Origin of the sequence: Levilactobacillus spicheri DSM 15429, from assembly GCF_001435095.1 — a bacterium.
Taxonomy (GTDB): Bacteria; Bacillota; Bacilli; order Lactobacillales; family Lactobacillaceae; genus Levilactobacillus; species Levilactobacillus spicheri.
The window spans coordinates 250913-268744 of record NZ_AZFC01000035.1; the positions used below are offsets into that span (position 1 = coordinate 250913).

The window sequence follows — 17832 nt, forward strand, 5'->3', positions numbered from 1 at the left end:
CCATTATCCATAGAGCATCATCAGCTTTTTCGATTGCTCATTCGTTCCTTTCCCGACCCTGTGTTAGAATGATAAATATTGTAATAACCCGAGGGTCCGTTGATGGCGGATGCTCGGCAGACGACCACACTTATCAAAGGAGCGATTTATTTTTATGGCGACAGTTGAGCTTTACCTGGTCCGGCACGGCCAGACCTTCTTAAACAAGTATCACCGGATGCAAGGGTGGTCCGACGCCCCGCTGACCACTAAGGGCCTGCAAGACGCCGATTTGGCGGGCGAACGCCTGGCCAAGATTCCGTTTGCCGCCGCCTACGCCAGTGACACCAGTCGCGCGCAGACCACGGCTAAGCACATCCTGGCCGTAAACCAGGCGCTGACGCCAGCCGACCTGCAAACGGCCCCGGCGTTGCGGGAAGAGAACTTCGGCTTCTTCGAGGGCCTCGACTCCAGCTTCGCCGCCCACGTGCTGGGCGCCGATTCGTACAACGCCCTGATCCGTGACTTCTCCATCGAGACCTCCCACGACCTCTTCAAGGAACACGACCCCTACCACGACGCCGAAGATGACGCCGAGTTCTGGGCGCGGGTCCAACCGGGTTTAGACGCCGTGGTCACCGCCGCTAACGATGGCGACAAGGTCCTGATTGCGACCCACGGGACCACGATTCGCAGCATCGTCTCCAAGTTCTCCGACATCGACGTCTCGGGGTCGGCCCACAACGGCAGCGTCACCAAGCTGACCGTCACGGATGGCCGCTACACCGTCGACTACTTCAATAACATCAAGGGTCGCCTTAAATAGGCACCCGTTCATCACTCACGCAAAAATGGTCACATCCCCCACTCGGAGATGTGACCATTTTTTGTGAGCTCAATTTTAGCCCACCCTTATGATTAACTGCGCATCGTGTTCGTTAAAAAACAACTCTGACACCGATTAATCGTTCCGCCGGCTGATGTTTCCTTGCCAAACACGAGAAAAATTATCAACGTCACTTTACGACGGTGACAGTCAAGACCATGTGGCGAGACGACCGCCATGTTAAGATTGCTGGAGCTCAGATGGACCAAGACCGTGACATTGTGGTTGGTCAGCGTTTCTCAGCTGACTTACCACAAGGCCGAGCTTCAAGACACGCGTTTCTTGCGTGGCTCGAAGTCGTGCCCACGGTTGTCACGGCCCAGCTGAGCGGAAGCAATCGACCCTTTCTGCTGACTTCAACTAACCTTTAAACAAATTGAATCAACGTCATCAAGATTGGAACCACCACGATGAACAGGACCGTACTGGTCGTGACCACGTTGGTAGCGTACTCGACGTCTCCGTGGGCCTCGTTCGCCAGGATTGGCAGAACGGCCAGCATCGGGGTCGCCGACTGAACGATCAACGTCTGGGACGCCAGCGTTGGCATGCCTCCCGCGACGTGACCGCCCAAGACGATCAGCCCAACCATGACGGCCGGGGCCAGGATGAACCGTCCCAGCAAGGCCACCACGGTATCCCGATCGAAGTGGATGCTCTGAAGGCCGGCATCGGCCAAGACAATCCCGATGTAGACCAGGGACAGCGGCGTTACCAGGTTCCCCACGTAAGTCAGCGTCGAGTTCACGAAGCTGATTTTGAGAATCGGAATGTTCAACAGCAGGAAGACCAACGCGACCAGGAAGCCCACCAACGGCATCGGCAGGACCTTTTTCCAGTCGATGTGGTTGTGCCCGGGCGTCTTTTCCTTGGTCGGGTCATCGTTTGAGATCAGGAAGACCCCGAAGGCCCAGGTGGAGACCGTGTTCACGATATAGTAGACCAGAAAGTAGGTCATGCTGCGGTCGCCGAACAGGGCAATGTTCAACGGCAGCCCGATGAAGATGGTGTTGGCGTTGACCAGCGCGTTCACGAAGATCCCCTTGCGCCCCGGCCGGACCTTGAGAATCCGGACCAGGAGAAAGGCAATCAGGTAGCCGATGATCACCGACAGGAAGCCGTAGACCAGGTAGCCCGAAAAGGCGACCAGCTGATCTCGCGACAGGCGGCTCAGCACGGATACGAAGATCGACGCGGGTAACGCGATGTTCTTAATAAACTTAGAGATGGTGCCCCCAAACTGGTCGTCAAACCAGCCCCGGCGTCGTAAGACGTACCCCAGGATCATGATCAGAACGATGACCAGGACACTTTGCACGGAATTCCATAAAACAGTCACAGATTAGGTTCCTCTCTTCCTCTTATTGCCTTCTCTCGTTAACCGACCCGGTTAGTCGACGGGCTTGTATTCCGGGACCCACTTCATGTCGGCGACGGCTTGGCGCACGTCGGCGATGGGTTCCTTGTTCAGGTGTTGGTCAACCACGCTTTGGGCCACCACTTCGGCGATCTTCTGGGAGAAGTCCGTCAGTTGATCGACCGGTGGCAAGACCGCGGCCCCGGGTTGCGTGGTGTCGACCAGCCCGCCCAGCGCGTGGCAAGCGGCGGACAGGGTCTCACCGTTCAGCACGGTCGCAGTGGACGCAATCAGCCCAAAGCCTAAGCCGGGGTACATCAGGGCGTTGTTTCCCTGCCCGATGTGGTAGGTCGTGCCGTTGTAGGTCACGTCCCCCACGGGAATCCCGGTGGCAATCAAGGCCCGGCCATCCGTCCACTTCAGCAGGTCCAGCGCCTTGGCCTCGGCCAGCTTAGTCGGGTTCGACAACGGGAAGATGATTGGCCGGTCGGTGTGCGCCGCCATGTCCTTCACCAGGTCCGCCGTAAAGGCCCCGGGTTGCGTCGAGGTCCCGATCAGGACCGTTGGGTGCACGGTGGCCACGACCTGTGCCAGGGTGGTCAGATCAGTGGCGTTGTTAAAGTCCTGCCGGTTCCGGGCAAACTCGGTCTGTGCGGCGGTCAGGTCCGGCGTGTCGCTGAACAGGAGTCCCTGCTTGTCGACGGCGTAGAGGTGTTGCCGTGCCTCGTCGGCGGACAGGCCGGCCCGTTGCAGTTCGTCGAAAATCTGATGGGCAATCCCCATGCCGGCACTGCCGGAGCCAAAGAAGACGAACTTCTGGTCCCGAATGTCTTCGTGGGAGATGTTTAACGCCCCCAGGATCCCGGCTAAGACCACCATCCCGGTCCCCTGGATATCGTCGTTGAAGGTCGGCATCTGGTCTTGGTACTTGTCGAGGATGACCTTGGCGTTCGAGCGGCCGAAGTCTTCCCAGTGCAAGAGGGATTCGGGGAACAGCTTCCGTTCGGCCGTTACGAACCGGTCGATGACGTCGTAGTAGGCGTCGCCGTAAACGCGCTTGTGGTGGTTCCCCAGGTACAGGGGATCATCCAGCAGCTGTTGGTTGTTGGTCCCGGCGTCGATGCTGACGGGGAGCACTTGGCTCGGGTCGATCCCCGCGGCGGCTGTGTAGACCATCAGCTTACCCACGGCGATGTCGACCCCGTTGACGCCCCAGTCGCCCATGCCCAGGATCCCCTCGGCGTCGGTCACGACGACCAAGCGGATATCCCGACCGTTGGCGGCGTTGCGCAGGGTGTCCTCGATGCTATCCGGGTCATCGACCGAGATAAAGGCCGCGCCCTGAGAGTCGGTGAAGAGGTGGCTGTATTGCTCGATAGAGTCGGCAACCGTGGGATCGTACACGATCGGCATGAATTCGACCACGTGTTGGTCCATCAGGTGGAAGAACAGCGTCCGGTTCTCGTTGAACAGCGTCATCAAGAAAAGACGCTTCTCCAGGTCGTTGGGCTTGCTCTGGAATTGGGCGTAAGCCTGCTGTGCCTGCTCGTCAATGGTCTGCACCACGGCCGGCAGGGTCCCGGTCAGGCCCAGCGCCTGGCGTTCTGATTGGGTAAAGGCCGTTCCTTTATTGAGAAACGGGTTATTTAAAATGTTATCTGCGGTTTGTGTCATTGAAAAAACCTCCCATTTGCTTGTCATCAATTTACAAAGCCCACTATAATCGCTGATGAAAACTATAGTCAACTCTACCAATTCATATAAATATCTTTTATAATAGTCCCCAAAGCGCTGAAAGGACGGACTTTTAAAATGAACACCAAAGACCTGGCTTATTTTCACCAATTAATTTCGCAAAAAAACTTTTCACAAGTCGCCGACCACTTCGGCGTCACCCAGCCGACCATCACGTTGGCCGTGCAACGCCTGGAGCGGGAATTCAACGCCCGGCTGGTCCACCGCGACCGGGTCCACAGCCAGCTCATCGTGACCGACGCCGGCCAGCAGCTCGACGTCCACGCCAGCGCGGTACTGCGGAGCCTGCACGTCGCCCACCAGGAGATCGACCGGTTGACGCAGCAGCAGACCGTTCTGGGCCTGCCGCCCATCATCGAGAACCACTACTTCCCCCGGGTCGCCGCGCGGCTGCAAGCGGCGGGCATGCTGGAAAACATCCGGACCATCGAGGGCGGCTCTAAGTGGCTGCGCACCGCCCTGCACGACGGCCAGGCGGACATCGGCCTACTGGGGTCCACGGCGCCGCTTTCCTATAATAGCCTGGTCGCCGAGGAGTTCGACCGGCAGCCCTTCTCCATCTTCGTCGCCAAGAACCATCCCCTGGCCCGGCGAAAACGCATCACCTTCAGTGAGCTGCGCCACGAGCGCTTCGTCCTCTTCACCCGCAGTTTCATCCACGACAGCGCCTTTAACCAGCTGTCCCACCGGAACCACTTCCGGCCGAACGTGGTCTTTCGCTCCGCCGACACCCACCTGATCATGAACCTGGTGGCCGAGAACGTCGGCATCACTTTTTTGACCGCGTTGGTCGACCCACACCGCGACGATGTGGTCCGGCTCGACCTGCTGGACGACGAGCAACCGGCCTTCATCTCCAGCATCGTTTACCGGAATAACCACGTGATGACGGCCGCGCAGAAACGGGTCCTGGAGATCCTCCACGCGACCCTGGGCCCGACCGGTAGCCGCTAGTTGACGTAACCGCCGCTTTTTCCGCCGTCCCTACTGACAGGTTGGCCATTCGGTGGTTTAATGGGAGGTAAGCCAGTCAAACAAGGAGACGTCAGTGACATGACATACGGAGAAGCAGAGAGTAACTTGATTTTGGACCGCCTGATCAACCAGTGGGCCATCGACCAGGACGCGGGGCAGATTGCCGACCAGCTCCAATTAATGGCCCCCGATGGCACCTACCGGGTCTACCAGGGCGACCAGCTCGTGACGGAAACGGCTGGGCGCGAGAACCTCACCCGCCAGTTCACCACGGCCGCGGCGGCGCGGGACCAAAGCTTTACCATGAACGGGACTCACCTGATCACGGTCAACCAGAACGACGGCACGGCCACCGGCATCGTCTACGCCCAGGTCAAGGTCGTCACCGCCCGGGATAACCAGCGGGTGGTCACCAACTATAGCGTTCGCTACCACGATCAGTACGCGTTCTTAGGCGCCAACTGGGTCATTCAGGAACGCGACGAACACCGGGTCATCGTCGACCAGCATCCCCTGCACGCGTGAGCAGCGGTCACGGGACGCTCAGTCAGCACGCCGAAATCAGGAAAATCACGGGGTCCGGGACACACGTTCTCGGATCTTTTTTATTTTGTCGTAACCGGCGCGAACTGGCGATTGGTTGCGCTCTCTTGAAGTCCCGGTGGCCATGAAGTTGATAAAAAACACTTACGCGGGTCAATTTATTATGGTAGTCTAAGCATTCGTGGGAAATATAACCAAGGAGTTTCTTAATGCCTAAAAATTTTAAAGAAGAACTACTATTCACTGCCGTCATGGCGGGCCTGATGGTCCTGGTCATGGCTGGCTACAACATCGCGCTGACCGACGGCTTCGGCCCCCATTTCATTCGGGAGGTCCTGGTGGGCTACCCGCTGGCCCTAGTGGTCGCCGCCATCTGTGACCTGGGCATCATCGGTCCCGGCGTCAAATACCTCTTTTTCCATTACATCGTCAATGATTGGATGAAAACCAAGCAGATCCGCATCGCCCTGACCATCTCGTGCATGATGGTGGCCGGTATGGTGACCCTGATGTCCCTGTTCGGCATGGTCGTCACGCAAAACTTCGGCGGCAACGTCGTTCTGACCTACCTGCACACCTGGATTTTTAACATTTTCATGGCGCTGCCCCTGCAACTGCTGATTGTCGGGCCCATCGCCCGGGCAATCCTGGGCAGCGTGCAAAAGCGCACGGCGGCGAAGGCCGCTGCTGCCCAACAACAATCCGAAACACTCGAAGAGTAACCCTAACTAAACGTCGCCGCTACCAATGCGTGTAGTGGCGACGTTTTGCATTTATCGGCCACCCACGACCGATCAACCTACATCGAAAAACGGCCCCCATCAGTGACTAACTGGTGAGGGCCGTTTTGTGTTCCTTAGTAATTGAACCAAAAGAAGGGTTCCTGCACTCACAGATGCAGGAAACCCTTCTTTATGGTTAAGTGAGCCAACGCATTGGCCTTCACAGCGATTGCGGCCTCTTTAATCTTGGCCCATCACCGCTGTCAATTAGTGTTTCTTCACAGGAGTGATAAATTGCTTGTTCCCCGTGATCCAGTGACCGTTCGTCAGCTGGTAACGGGTCATGTAGCCCCGGTGAATGATGCGCTTGACCGTGACGACCTGGCCGCGCTTGAAGACGCGAACCCGGTTCTTGCGGGTAAACTTCGTGGCCGAGTGCTCGTAAATCGTCCGGTCGACCCGCATCTTGGTGTAGTGCTTGCCTTGCCAGTAAAGGTTGGCGGTGAAGTCCTTCCGGGCCGTGACGTAGGTGCCGTTGGCCAACTTGTAACGCAGATTGCCGTTAGCGGACTTGGTAACGCCCACTACCTTAAAGGTTGGTGCGGTCTGCCGTGTGTACTTCCGGTAAGACTTCTTGATCTTACTTTCCTTAAACGTCGGTTGGAGATACCGGTTAAGCGCCTGCTTGAGGTAAATCATAAACGGCTTGAAGGTCGTCTTATCGGCCTTCTGACCATTACCGGTAACCGTTGGCGTCGTGACCGGCGTCGTGTGATCACCTGGGGTCACGGCTGGTAGAACCACCGTCGGCGTGGTCGTTGTTCCTGGATTCGTCGTTGTCCCCGTGTTGCCGTTATCGGTCGGCTTAGGGGTCACTACCTTGTACGGAATGTACAAGAAGCCTTCGAACCCACTGCCGTAAAGGTCATTGCTAGGTCCCCATTGCCAGCCCATGCTTTCATCATCCCAGTATGCCAAAATGTATTTTTGACCATACTTAGTGATTCCCTTCCAGGTCAACTTGGTCCCCGAAGCCGGTGTTGAGGTCAATGAAGTCCCCGCATAATTCCCTTGTAAATAAGTCGTTAAATCCAACGGCTGACCATTGATGTCAACAATTGGTGACGAAAAATCATAAGAATCTTTCGTACTATCGACCTCAATGGGATCAAGATAAATATTTTGTCCCCAGGCACTGAACGGATTACCACTGACATACTTGATGTGGCTCAGTGGGGAAAGATCCGTAATCTGGTTATTATCTAACATCACCGAATAAATATTGCTTGGTAACTTGGCCAACGGCGAAATATCTTTAATCTTATTATGCTGTAACGACAGGTTGTACATCTTCGACATATTACCAACTACCGACACGTTTTGAATTTTATTGTAATCCAAATCTAAGTAAGTTAGGTTAGTCAAACCAGCTAGCGGCGAAATGTCTTCAATATGGTTGTGATTAGCCGTTAAATTCGTCAGATTCGTTAATTTTGCCAGCGGCTTCAAATCAGAAACGCTGTCTTCTTCAATATCTAAGTACGTTAGGTTCGTTAAATCTTGAATTGGCGTTAAATCACTCAAGGCAGAATGTTTCCAAACCTTCCCACTCTCATCATTAGGCGCCTCGTTAACCATCCCATCCGCCGTTGATAAGGTCAGGCTTGTCAGGTTCGTCGCCTTCTCTAGCCCTTTCAGATTGGTTAAGTTCAACAACGCATTATATTGATCATCCCGGATAACTTGCCCGGTAGTGTGATCGTAGCTCACGACTTTAAGACTTTTTAGCGTTGTCATATCAGCCTGAGTAATCTGCGAAATGTCGGTGTACGGCGTCTGGCCGTCCTTCTCTTGTTGCATCTGGAGCGCTTTTAACACGATTGTCTGCAGGTTCTTATCCGGCATCCACTGGTCGATGGTCTGATCCGTTGCCGGTGCTGCTTGGGCCGGCGTCGCGGGGGCCGCCGCTGTCAGGGCTGCCGGAACGGCTGCCCGTTGTAACGTCTTATCGTTATTTGCCGGTGTAGTCGTGACTGACCTGGCGTCCGTTACCGCCGGCGCAGCGGATTCCGCTGGTTGATTGGCAGCAGAATCCTCTGTAACGGATTCTTGTTTTTGTGGCATTTGGGGTTGTTCGGTGCCCGCTGGATCACCCGCCTCGGTGACCGACTCATCCTTGACCGGTGTGGTCGGGTCACTTGACGAACTCGGCGTCGCGGCTGCCGGTGCCGGCGTCGTGGCAGCGGTCTTTAACGCCACCTCTTGGCTGGCATGCGTCGTTGATTGCTCACTCGTTGATTGAACCGCTGGCGTCGCGTCGGCGTTTTCCGCCTGATCATCGGCGTGGGCCTGAACGGTGCTGAGCGTGCCCAGCATCAAACTTCCCGTCACCAATCCGGTCACGGCCAACGTCTTTTTCCATTGACGGCCGGCCAATTGCTTACTCTGCTTAGTCATAAAAATCCTCCTCCACGGATTCCCCGTCATCCTCATAAAAACGGGGAGATAACATTTTTACCACAAACCATCTATCCCATTGACTACACACTCACTATAGGCCGGCCCCGAATATTAAGCAAGTGATAATTTAGCTAAACAGTTACTATAATAAACCAGTGTTAATCATTAAAATGCCGCCACACCAACGGTTATCATCGTTACACATCTTACAAAGTGGTTAAAAGTTTTTTAACCGTTGGCCCCCCTCCTGCCGAGAACGCAAAAAAGGCACCGGCCAACTGTGGTCGGTGCCTTTCAGATTGTTGACGTTTAGTGGAGCAAGGAAGCCTCGTGGGCCCGTTGCCGGTACATGTCGATCTCATCATCGGCGGCCCGCACAAAGTGATGCGGCGCGATTTCAACCAACTTGCGTTCCTTCCCGTCGTTTTCGTGACTCGCGTCGTAGGCAATTTCTTGCCGGGCACGTTCGAACTCGGGGTCGGGAACCGGTACGGCAGACAACAGACTCTTGGTGTAGTCGTGTAACGGGTGGGCGTAGATTTCGTCGGCGTCCGCAATTTCGAGCATCCGCCCGTAATGCATGACCCCAATCCGGTCAGAGATGTACTTGACCATCGACAAATCGTGGGCGATGAACAGGTACGTCAGGTCCTGTTCCCGTTGCAGCTTCTTCATCAGGTTGACCACCTGTGCTTGAATCGACACGTCCAACGCGGAGATCGGTTCGTCGGCAATCACGAACTTCGGGTGCACGGCCAACGCCCGGGCAATCCCGATCCGTTGCCGTTGCCCACCGGAGAATTCGTGGGGGTAGCGACTGGAGTGGTCCTTGTTCAACCCGACGGTCTCCAACAAGTCTTCGACCTGCTTGGTCCGGTCGGCGTCGTCCTTGGCCAGGTGATTGATGTCGATGCCTTCCGCCACGATGTCCTTGACCTTCATCCGGGGATTCAGGGAGGCGTACGGGTCTTGGAAGATCATCTGCATGTCCCGGCGGAACTTCTTTTGGTCGGCGGTACTCTTGAAGGTATCCACGTTTTGGCCTTCAAAGAGGATCTCACCGGACGTGGGTTCGTACAGGTGAATAATCGCCCGGCCGGTCGTGGTCTTCCCCGAACCGGATTCCCCAACTAACCCAAAGGTTTCACCCTTATAGATGTCGAAGGAAATGTCGTCGACGGCGCGCACCTCATCGGCCTTGCCCACGTTGAAGTATTGCTTGAGGTGCTTGACCTCGAGGATTTTTTCGGCATTTTTATCTTCCATTACTGCTGTTCCTCCTCTTCTTCAACGGGGACGGTGTTGGCCGCCTGTTGTTGCTTCAAGGCCGCCTGCATCTCGGCGTACTTCTTCTGCCGCGCCACGATCTGGTCGGGTGGCGTGACCTTCGGGGCATCCGGATGCAGCAACCAGGTGGCCGCATAGTGGGTGTCGGAGACCTTAAAGAACGGTGGCTCCTGTTGGGTATCGATCTTCAGGGCGTACTGGTTCCGGGCCGCAAAGGCATCCCCCACTGGCGGATCCAGCAGGTCGGGTGGCGTCCCCGGAATCGATGGCAACTCGTCACCCTTGGTGTCCAGCGTGGGCATCGAGCTCAGCAGGCCCCAAGTGTACGGGTGCTTCGGGTTGTAGAAGATTTCATCCACGGTCCCGTATTCCACGATCTTCCCCGCGTACATAACGGCGACGCGGTCGGCCATGCCGGCCACGACCCCCAAGTCATGCGTGATGAAGATGATCGACGTCGAGATCTTGTCCTGTAATTCCTTCATCAGGTTTAAGATCTGGGCTTGGATCGTCACGTCCAACGCGGTGGTTGGTTCGTCGGCGATCAGGATTTCAGGGTAGTTGACCAACGCAATCGCGATCACGATCCGTTGCCGCATCCCCCCGGAAAATTGGTGCGGGTAGTCGTTGATCCGGTTCTCAGCGTCCGTGATCCCGACTAACTTCATCATTTCCAGCGCTTGGGCCAGCGCCTTTTCCTTCTTCATGCCCTTGTGGACCATCAGGGGTTCGGCGATTTGCCGACCGATCTTCATAGTCGGGTCCAGCGAGGTCATTGGATCTTGGAAGATTTCGGCGATGTCTTGTCCCCGAATGGCTTCCATGTCCTTCTCGCTCTTCTTTAAGAGGTCTTCCCCCTTGTACATGATGCTTCCGTTGACGATGTCCGCGTTGGTCGCGTTCAGGCCCATGATGGTCCGGGTCGTCACTGACTTCCCTGACCCGGATTCCCCCACGATGGCCAGCGTCTCACCCTTACGCAGGTCAAAACTGACGTTCCGGATAGCTTTCACGTCGCCGGCGTAGGTCTTGAAGTTGACCTGCAAGTTCCGGACTTCCAAAATATCTTTTTCATTATCCATGACGTGTCTTCACCTACTCTTTCGTCCGTGGATCAAAGGCATCCCGCAAGCCGTCACCCAAAAGGTTAAAGGCTAACATGACGATGGACAGTACTAAGGCTGGCCACCACATCTGGTACGGTAAGAACTGGAAGTTCTTTTGCCCGTCGTTCAGCAACGTCCCAAGTGAGGCTTGAGGCGATGAAATCCCGATCCCGATATACGACAACATCGCTTCGAAGAAGATGGCGTTCGGGATGGTGAACATGGTGTTGATGATAATGACACTCGATAGGTTTGGTAACAAGTGTTTAAAGGCAATTTTTAGCGGTCGTTCGCCCAGTGTCCTGGCGGCCAAGATGTACTCTTGACTCTTCAGCTCCATGGTCTGGGCTCGGACCAGCCGGGCCATGTTGGTCCAACTGGTCAGCGCGATGGCGATGATGATCGACGTCATCCCGGGTTTTAAGATCAAAATCAACAGGACGATGACGACCAGGTTAGGAATCGACAGGATGATTTCGATGATCCGCTGCATGAAGGTGTCGATGCGACCACCCTTCCAGCCGGAGAACATCCCGTAGGTGACCCCGATGGTCAGGTCAAAGAACGTCGCAACTAACGCGATGATCAGGGAGATCCGCGTCCCGTACAAGACCCGGGAGAACAGGTCCCGACCTAAGTAGTCGGTCCCCATGATGTAGTAGGTCCCCGCCGAAGCGCCCGCTTGCTTGTAGGCGTCGACCCGTTGACCCGCTTGCACCAGCGTCCCGTTGAACCCGTTAATGCCAATGCCCGGAATCTTCGAGGGTAAGTTGGCGTACGAGGGGTTGACCGCGTTTGGGTTGTGCGGCGACACGAAGATGGAGCCAAAGGCCATGATGAACACGATGGCCAAGACGATCAGGGACACCCAGGCCCCCTTGTTTTTCTTTAACCGGCGCCAAGCGTCCTGTGCGAACGTTAAGGACGGGGCCGCAATCTTTTCACTATCCAGGGCCGCGCGGTCTGCCGGCGTCATGGGTTTAAAGCTATCTTCTGGAAGTTTTACTGTATCTGCCATTAATTTACCTCCTAGTTAGCCTTTCCGGTAATCCGAATCCGTGGGTCAACGATTCCGTAAAGAATGTCGGTGACCAAGAGGACCACACACAACATGAAGGAGTAGACGATGGTCAGTCCCATGATGGTCGGGTAGTCGTTCGTCAGAACGGACTTCACAAATTGTTCCCCAATCCCGGGGATCGAGAAGATGTTTTCCACAACCATGGACCCGGTCATGATGTTCACGGCCAGTGGTCCGACGATCGTGATCAGCGGAATCAAACTGTTCCGCAGGGCATGGTGGTAGATGACCCCCATGCGGCTCAACCCCTTAGCCTTGGCGAGTTCGATGTAGTCCGAACTCAGCACGTCGACCATTTCGGTTCGCACGAACCGGGCCGACTCGGCTAACGGTGTAAAGGCCAGTGCCAGCGTTGGCAGCACGGTGTAGCTAAAGCCGCCCCATTCGGCGATGGGGAACCAGCCGGCCTTGAGTCCTAAGTAGTATTGCAGGAGCACGGCCAAGACGAAGGAAGGAATCGAGATCCCTAAGATCGACACGATGGTGGCACTCGTATCAGCCCAAGTGTTTTGCTTCATGGCCCCGAAGGAACCGATGATGATGCCGACGATGACCCCGACGATGATGGCTTGTAACCCAATCTGCAGTGACGGTTCGATCCGACTTGAGATCAAGTAGGAGACGGGTTGGTCACTGAATTGGAAGGAGGTCCCGAAGTTCCCTCTGACGGCGCCTGCTAGGTACAACACGTATTGCTGCCAAACCGGCTTGTCCAGCCCATACTGCTTGTAAATCAAAGCAATCTGGCTCTTGGAGAGCTTGGCTTGGTTGGTCAACGGCGTCCCTGGCAAAAGCTTCATCAGGAAGAACGTTACGGTAATCACGATGAATAAGGTCAGGATCAGGTAGAAGATCCGTTTTGCTAGGTACTTTGCCATTTGCTTACCTCTCAATCATATTTGCTACCGCTAAGTTACTAAACTTAACCAACATTAGATGAAAACAACAAGATGATAAATGATTGCTATAACACCGAAGAGTAAGTCCCAACGTGGTCGTTGGTCCTTACTCCCCGATAAGAAAACTATAAGTCAGAAACGGTTACTTGGCAATGTAAGTCTTACTGAAATCCCAGTTAGCGCCGGTTGGGAAGTAAATCAATCCCTTGACGTTGGACTTGACCAGTTGGGCCTTACCTTGTTGGTAGAACGGAATGACCCCTTGATCGTTCAGCAACGTCTTTTGCGCATCCACTAAGTCGTTCCACCGGGCGCCTTCGTTGTTAGCATCCTTGCCGTTGGCGTTGGCGATGTCGCGGTTGTAAGTGGCTGAGGTCCACTTCCCGTTGTTGTACGAGTTGTCCGACGTGAACAATTGCAGGAAGGAAATTGGATCTGGGAAGTCCGCGCCCCAGGCCGTCGCCACGATATCGAACTGACCATTTTGTGACCGGCTTAGCCGCGTCTTAAATGGCAAGTTTTGGTTCGTGACCTTGACGTTCGGCAGCTTGGACCATTGGCTTTGCAGGAATTCGGCCGCACTCTTGCCGGCTGGCGTATCGTCAGCCATGAAAGTGAAGGAATAGCTCTTCCGACCGGTTTCCTTTAAAGCTTCTTTCCAGAGCTTCTTAGCTTGGGCCAGGTTTTGCGTCGATGCCGACTTCACGTTGGCCACGTCGCTAAAGTCTTTCCCCTTGTAAGAAGCTAACCCACTGGCAACGACACCCTTCGCTGGCGTTGAGCCGTCTTCCAAGACCTTGTTGATGAATTGGTTCCGGTTGATCGCCATGGATAAGGCTTGCCGTGCCTTCTTGTTGCGGAGCATGCTGTCCTTCTTCTGGTTGATTTCCAGGTAGAAGGTCCCGGCACTCTTCCGTTCCACGTATTCCTTGCTGTTCTTGTAGTTCTTCGGTTGTTGCCCGCTCAAGTAAGTGGCATCCAACTTACCGCTTTGGTACTGACTCAGAGCCGTTTGTGGGTCCTTCATCGTCTTGAAGTTGATCTTTTTCAGTTTAACATTTTTCGCGTTCCAGTAGGAAGCATTCTTACTCATGGTCCAGTTATCGGAAGTCCCGGTCCAGTAAGTCAGCTTGAATGGTCCGTTATAAACGTTTGCCTGAGCGGTCGTGGCGTACTTGCTACCGTACTTGTTCACGACCGACTTGTTTTGTGGGAAGAAGGTTGGACTGGCAACCAGTGATGGGAAGTAATTCGTCGCCTTGGTCAGGGTGACCACCACCTTGTAGTTCCCTTCGGCCTTGATCCCTAAGTTTGAAACGGCTTCCTTGCCCTTCATAATCGCGTTAGCATTCTTCACGGGTGCTAACAGGTAAGCGTATTGTGAAGCGGTCTTCGGATTGACCGTCCGTTGCCAAGAGTAGACGAAGTCCTTAGCGGTCACTTGATCGCCGTTACTCCATTTCGACTTCCGCAGGTTAAAGGTGTAGGTCTTCCCATCCTTCGACTTGCTGTAACTCTTCGCAACCCCTGGGGTGACCTTGTTGTCCTTGCCTGCACGCAAGAGCCCTTCACCCGTGTTGTTCATGGTTTCCCCGGAAACCACGTCGGTCGCTTTAGAAATGTCCATGGATGGCAATGACGAATTCTCCATCCAATTGAGCTCCTGGTCCTTCGCGGAACTACTGCTGCTTGATGATGATCCACAGGCTGCAAGTAGTACGGCCGCAAAGGTGGCCACCGTTCCTAATTTGACTGCCGATTTGACTTTCATTGTAAAATCCAACCCCTCTTATTCCCGGTTGCGCGAAATAAATTGACAACCTCAAATTTGATGGTTCCAATTGTATATTAGAAAAAGATTAAAATCAATGGTATTGTTTAATTTATTTCTATATGCAGGCCGCAATCGTTGATATAAAAGGAGTTTGAATTAAAAATTAAAATCCGGTGTCACATTTTAAGTGTATTTAATCTCAGTTTTTTGTATACCATATACAGAAAAGAACCCGTTTTCATCCCCAATTATTCACGGTTTCTAACAAAAATCTCGCCGTCGGGGTTGGCGAGCGGCGAGATTCTGTTATTCACCCTATTTTGTCATGTAAGCTTTACTGAAGTCCCAGTTAGCGCCGGTTGGGAAGTAGATGATTCCCTTGACGTTGGACTTGACCAGTTGTGGCTTGGCTTGTTGATAGATCGGGATGATCCCTTGATCGTTCATCAACGTCTTTTCAGCGTTGACCAGGTCCGTCCAACGAGCACTTTCGTTGTTGGCATCTTGGTTGTTCGCCTTGTCGATGTCGTTGTCGTAGCTCGTGGACTTCCACTTCCCGTTGTTGTACGAGTTGTCCGACGTGAAGAGTGACAGGAACGAGATTGGATCGGCGAAGTCAGCACCCCAGCCGGAGACCACGGCGTCGAACTGACCATTTTCGGAGCGGCTCAACCGCGTCTTGAATGGTAAGTTACTGTTCGTGACCTTCAGGCCTGGTAACTTCGACCACTGGCTCTGAACGAACTCGGTGGTGTTCTTCCCGGCAGCGGTATCGTCGGCGGTCAGCGTCAGGTTGAAGCTGCTCTTACCGGTTTCCTTCAGGGCTTCCTTCCACAACTTCTTCGCCTTAGCTAAGTTGTAGGCCGTCCCATCGGTCGTCTTCGCTGCCGTGGCGAAGTCGGTGCCCTTGTAGGAAGCTAAACCGCTGGAGACGTACCCACTCGCGACCTTCGAGCCATCCTGCAAGACCTTGTTGACGAATTGGTTCCGGTTGATGGCCAAGGATAAGGCCTTCCGGGCTTTGGCGTTCTTCAAGAGCGCGTCCTTCTTTTCGTTCAGTTCGATGTAGAAGGTCGAAGCCCCTTGCCGGACCACGTAGTTCTTACTGTTCTTGTAGTTCTTCGGTTGTTGCCCACTCAGGTAGGTCGCATCCAGCTTGCCGGCCTGGTATTGGCTGAGCGCCGTTTGCGGATCCTTTTGGGTCTTAAAGTTGATCTTCTTTAACTTGACGTTCTTGGCGTTCCAGTACTTGTTGTTCTTGCTTAACGTCCAGTTGTCCGACGTCCCGGTCCAGTAAGTTAACTTGAACGGCCCGTTGTAAACGTTGGTTGCGGCGGTCGTGGCGTACTTCTTACCGTACTTCTGGACGACCGACTTGTTTTGCGGGTAGAACGTTGGGTTCGCCACTAAGGCTGGGAAGTAGTTCGTCGCCTTGGTCAGCGTGACGACCACCTTGTACTTGCCGTCCGCCTTGATCCCTAATGAAGAAACGGGCTTCTTGCTCTTCATGATGGCGTTGGCGTTCTTAACCTGTGCGAACAGGTAAGCGTACTGGGAAGCGGTCTTCGGGTTCACCGTGCGTTGCCAGGAATACACGAAGTCTTGGGCGGTGACGGGGTCCCCGTTGCTCCAGTTAGACTTCCGTAAGTTGAAGGTATAAGTTTTCCCGTCCTTCGACTTGGTATAGCTCTTGGCGACCCCGGGATGGGTCTTGCTGTTCTTCCCCATTCGGAGGAGCCCTTCATTGGTGTTGTTCAACGTTTCGCCGGAAACCACGTCGGTCGCCGTAGAAATGTTCATGGATGGTAATGCGGAGGATTCCATCCAGTTCAACGTTTGATCCTTGGACTGGCTGCTGCTACTAGATGATGACGATGACCCACACGCTGCGAGCAAGACTGCCGCGAACGTCGCCACCGTCCCTAACTTCACTGCCGAATTGATTTTCATATCTAAACCCAACCTCTCTTGACTTTACTCATATGAATTCATTGACAACCTCAAATTTGATGATTCCAATCATATATGAGAATTGGATTAAAGTCAATAGTATTTTATAATTTTTAGGGAGCAAATTCGCCAAAGTGTGGCTAAACCGGGGAATCAATTATTAGATTTCACTTAGTAAAACGAATTACATCGCTAACCGTTCCGTCCCTAAAACGCTCATTCTCGCGGTTTCCCCCGCTAGCTAGCACTTGCAGACCAATTTTATCGACCCAAACAATTTTCGCCGCCAACCATCGTCACCCGACCATGCATAATCGCCGGTTAACCCCGCTGCCCAATTAAAGCTCTAGTTTCCGTAGAACAATTTCGATAGTCGGTTCCAGCCGCTTCACGCCGGCGAGCAAGCCGGCCGAGGTGGGCACGACTCCGAAGCCCACAAAAAGCGTGGTCTCCGGAGCTCGGCCTTGACGTAAGCCGGCTGAGAAACACCGGCTAACGTCAATTTCACCACGGCCAGCAAGTCGCCTCTGTTGTGCTAACACAGTGTTCTGACCGTCATTAACGGGACCAGCTGGCAGCTATGCTCAGGACAGCCCTTCAATGCACCCTAAGCTGCTCACACGGCCGATTACAACTGTCAAAGATGATTTGGCTACAAGCAATCACCAAGCCTGATAACCTCATTATTGAGCCGTTTGCCGAGACTACCTTCATAGGTTAGCTACAATGAACCCAAGGGTACAATCTGGCTTAGTCAGGTGCTGAGAAAGCGGTGCTCGAATTGACTGATTGTTCTAGCGACTTGCGTTTTCCGTGCTAAGCACGAGAAAAATACCGACATCACGCTACGACGATGGCAGGTAAAATTAAATGGCTGATTTCTCCACCATCATCCAGATTGCTACAGTTCAGTTGGACCCGGACTGTGAAATGGTGGTAAGCCAGTCCAATCCACCCCCGTGTAGCCAGCCACGACATCGAGGCTGGTTAACCCACACTCTCAGCGGAACAGAGGCGACTTGATGGTCGTGGTGAAATTGATGTTACCGGGCGTTTTT

At 54.1% G+C, this 17832-nt stretch carries 13 protein-coding genes; 4 read left to right on the top strand and 9 right to left on the bottom strand.

Translation table 11 applies throughout. The annotated features are described in order from the left end of the window. The first annotated feature begins 154 nt into the window (after positions 1–154). Positions 155–805 carry a histidine phosphatase family protein gene (locus FD37_RS10000; RefSeq protein ID WP_056965079.1) on the top strand — a complete coding sequence of 217 codons (651 nt, stop codon included), beginning with the start codon at positions 155–157 and terminating at the stop codon, positions 803–805. Between the two features lie 427 nt (positions 806–1232). Here FD37_RS10000 and FD37_RS10005 read toward each other — a convergent pair whose 3' ends face one another. Next, on the bottom strand, positions 1233–2204 hold the full coding sequence (locus tag FD37_RS10005) for an AEC family transporter (RefSeq protein WP_082605173.1): 972 nt from the start codon (positions 2202–2204) through the stop codon (positions 1233–1235). A gap of 51 nt (positions 2205–2255) precedes the next feature. After that, complete coding sequence (locus tag FD37_RS10010) at positions 2256–3923, bottom strand: malolactic enzyme (RefSeq protein ID WP_082605191.1); 1668 nt, start codon at positions 3921–3923, stop codon at positions 2256–2258. A 111-nt stretch (positions 3924–4034) separates the two neighbouring features. Here FD37_RS10010 and FD37_RS10015 point away from each other — a divergent pair, with 111 nt between their 5' ends. The 3 genes from FD37_RS10015 to FD37_RS10025 all read left to right on the top strand — a co-directional run bounded on the left by FD37_RS10015 (position 4035) and on the right by FD37_RS10025 (position 6217). Further along, a complete protein-coding gene (locus FD37_RS10015; protein ID WP_056965082.1) occupies positions 4035–4931 on the top strand; it encodes a LysR family transcriptional regulator in 897 nt (298 codons plus the stop codon). Between the two features lie 99 nt (positions 4932–5030). Further along, positions 5031–5477 carry a nuclear transport factor 2 family protein gene (locus FD37_RS10020; RefSeq protein ID WP_056965084.1) on the top strand — a complete coding sequence of 149 codons (447 nt, stop codon included), beginning with the start codon at positions 5031–5033 and terminating at the stop codon, positions 5475–5477. Positions 5478–5704: 227 nt separating this feature from the next. Further along, complete coding sequence (locus tag FD37_RS10025; protein ID WP_056965086.1) at positions 5705–6217, top strand: DUF2798 domain-containing protein; 513 nt, start codon at positions 5705–5707, stop codon at positions 6215–6217. Positions 6218–6484: 267 nt separating this feature from the next. On the opposite strand, the gene FD37_RS10030 is transcribed toward FD37_RS10025, so the two are convergent. From FD37_RS10030 to FD37_RS10060, 7 genes are all read right to left on the bottom strand, one after another. After that, positions 6485–8674 carry a DUF5776 domain-containing protein gene (locus FD37_RS10030; RefSeq protein WP_056965088.1) on the bottom strand — a complete coding sequence of 730 codons (2190 nt, stop codon included), beginning with the start codon at positions 8672–8674 and terminating at the stop codon, positions 6485–6487. A 312-nt stretch (positions 8675–8986) separates the two neighbouring features. Further along, positions 8987–9943: an ABC transporter ATP-binding protein gene (locus FD37_RS10035; protein ID WP_045808142.1), complete on the bottom strand. Its 957-nt coding sequence runs from the start codon at positions 9941–9943 to the stop codon at positions 8987–8989. Further along, the gene (locus tag FD37_RS10040) at positions 9943–11046 is read right to left on the bottom strand and encodes an ABC transporter ATP-binding protein (protein WP_045808141.1); all 1104 of its coding nucleotides are present in this window, start codon (positions 11044–11046) and stop codon (positions 9943–9945) included. The genes FD37_RS10035 and FD37_RS10040 overlap by 1 nt, the downstream gene beginning before the upstream one ends. 13 nt (positions 11047–11059) lie before the next feature. Beyond that, positions 11060–12088 carry an ABC transporter permease gene (locus FD37_RS10045; RefSeq protein ID WP_045808140.1) on the bottom strand — a complete coding sequence of 343 codons (1029 nt, stop codon included), beginning with the start codon at positions 12086–12088 and terminating at the stop codon, positions 11060–11062. 11 nt (positions 12089–12099) lie between these two features. Beyond that, positions 12100–13029, bottom strand: coding sequence for an oligopeptide ABC transporter permease (gene opp3b / locus FD37_RS10050; protein WP_045808139.1), 930 nt, complete (start codon positions 13027–13029; stop codon positions 12100–12102). Between the two features lie 163 nt (positions 13030–13192). Continuing rightward, on the bottom strand, positions 13193–14821 hold the full coding sequence (locus FD37_RS10055) for a peptide ABC transporter substrate-binding protein (protein WP_045808138.1): 1629 nt from the start codon (positions 14819–14821) through the stop codon (positions 13193–13195). A gap of 318 nt (positions 14822–15139) precedes the next feature. Then, entirely contained in the window at positions 15140–16774 is a 1635-nt protein-coding gene (locus FD37_RS10060) for a peptide ABC transporter substrate-binding protein (protein ID WP_045808137.1), read from the bottom strand. Between the last annotated feature and the right edge of the window lie 1058 nt (positions 16775–17832).

Coding starts and splice junctions, on each gene's coding strand:
- FD37_RS10025 (WP_056965086.1), top strand. CDS start 5,705: ATGCCTAAAAATTTTAAAGAAGAACTACTATTCACTGCCGTCATGGCG.
- FD37_RS10045 (WP_045808140.1), bottom strand. CDS start 12,088: ATGGCAGATACAGTAAAACTTCCAGAAGATAGCTTTAAACCCATGACG.
- FD37_RS10020 (WP_056965084.1), top strand. CDS start 5,031: ATGACATACGGAGAAGCAGAGAGTAACTTGATTTTGGACCGCCTGATC.
- FD37_RS10060 (WP_045808137.1), bottom strand. CDS start 16,774: ATGAAAATCAATTCGGCAGTGAAGTTAGGGACGGTGGCGACGTTCGCG.
- FD37_RS10035 (WP_045808142.1), bottom strand. CDS start 9,943: ATGGAAGATAAAAATGCCGAAAAAATCCTCGAGGTCAAGCACCTCAAG.
- opp3b (WP_045808139.1), bottom strand. CDS start 13,029: ATGGCAAAGTACCTAGCAAAACGGATCTTCTACCTGATCCTGACCTTA.
- FD37_RS10000 (WP_056965079.1), top strand. CDS start 155: ATGGCGACAGTTGAGCTTTACCTGGTCCGGCACGGCCAGACCTTCTTA.
- FD37_RS10015 (WP_056965082.1), top strand. CDS start 4,035: ATGAACACCAAAGACCTGGCTTATTTTCACCAATTAATTTCGCAAAAA.
- FD37_RS10040 (WP_045808141.1), bottom strand. CDS start 11,046: ATGGATAATGAAAAAGATATTTTGGAAGTCCGGAACTTGCAGGTCAAC.
- FD37_RS10010 (WP_082605191.1), bottom strand. CDS start 3,923: ATGACAAGCAAATGGGAGGTTTTTTCAATGACACAAACCGCAGATAAC.
- FD37_RS10055 (WP_045808138.1), bottom strand. CDS start 14,821: ATGAAAGTCAAATCGGCAGTCAAATTAGGAACGGTGGCCACCTTTGCG.
- FD37_RS10030 (WP_056965088.1), bottom strand. CDS start 8,674: ATGACTAAGCAGAGTAAGCAATTGGCCGGCCGTCAATGGAAAAAGACG.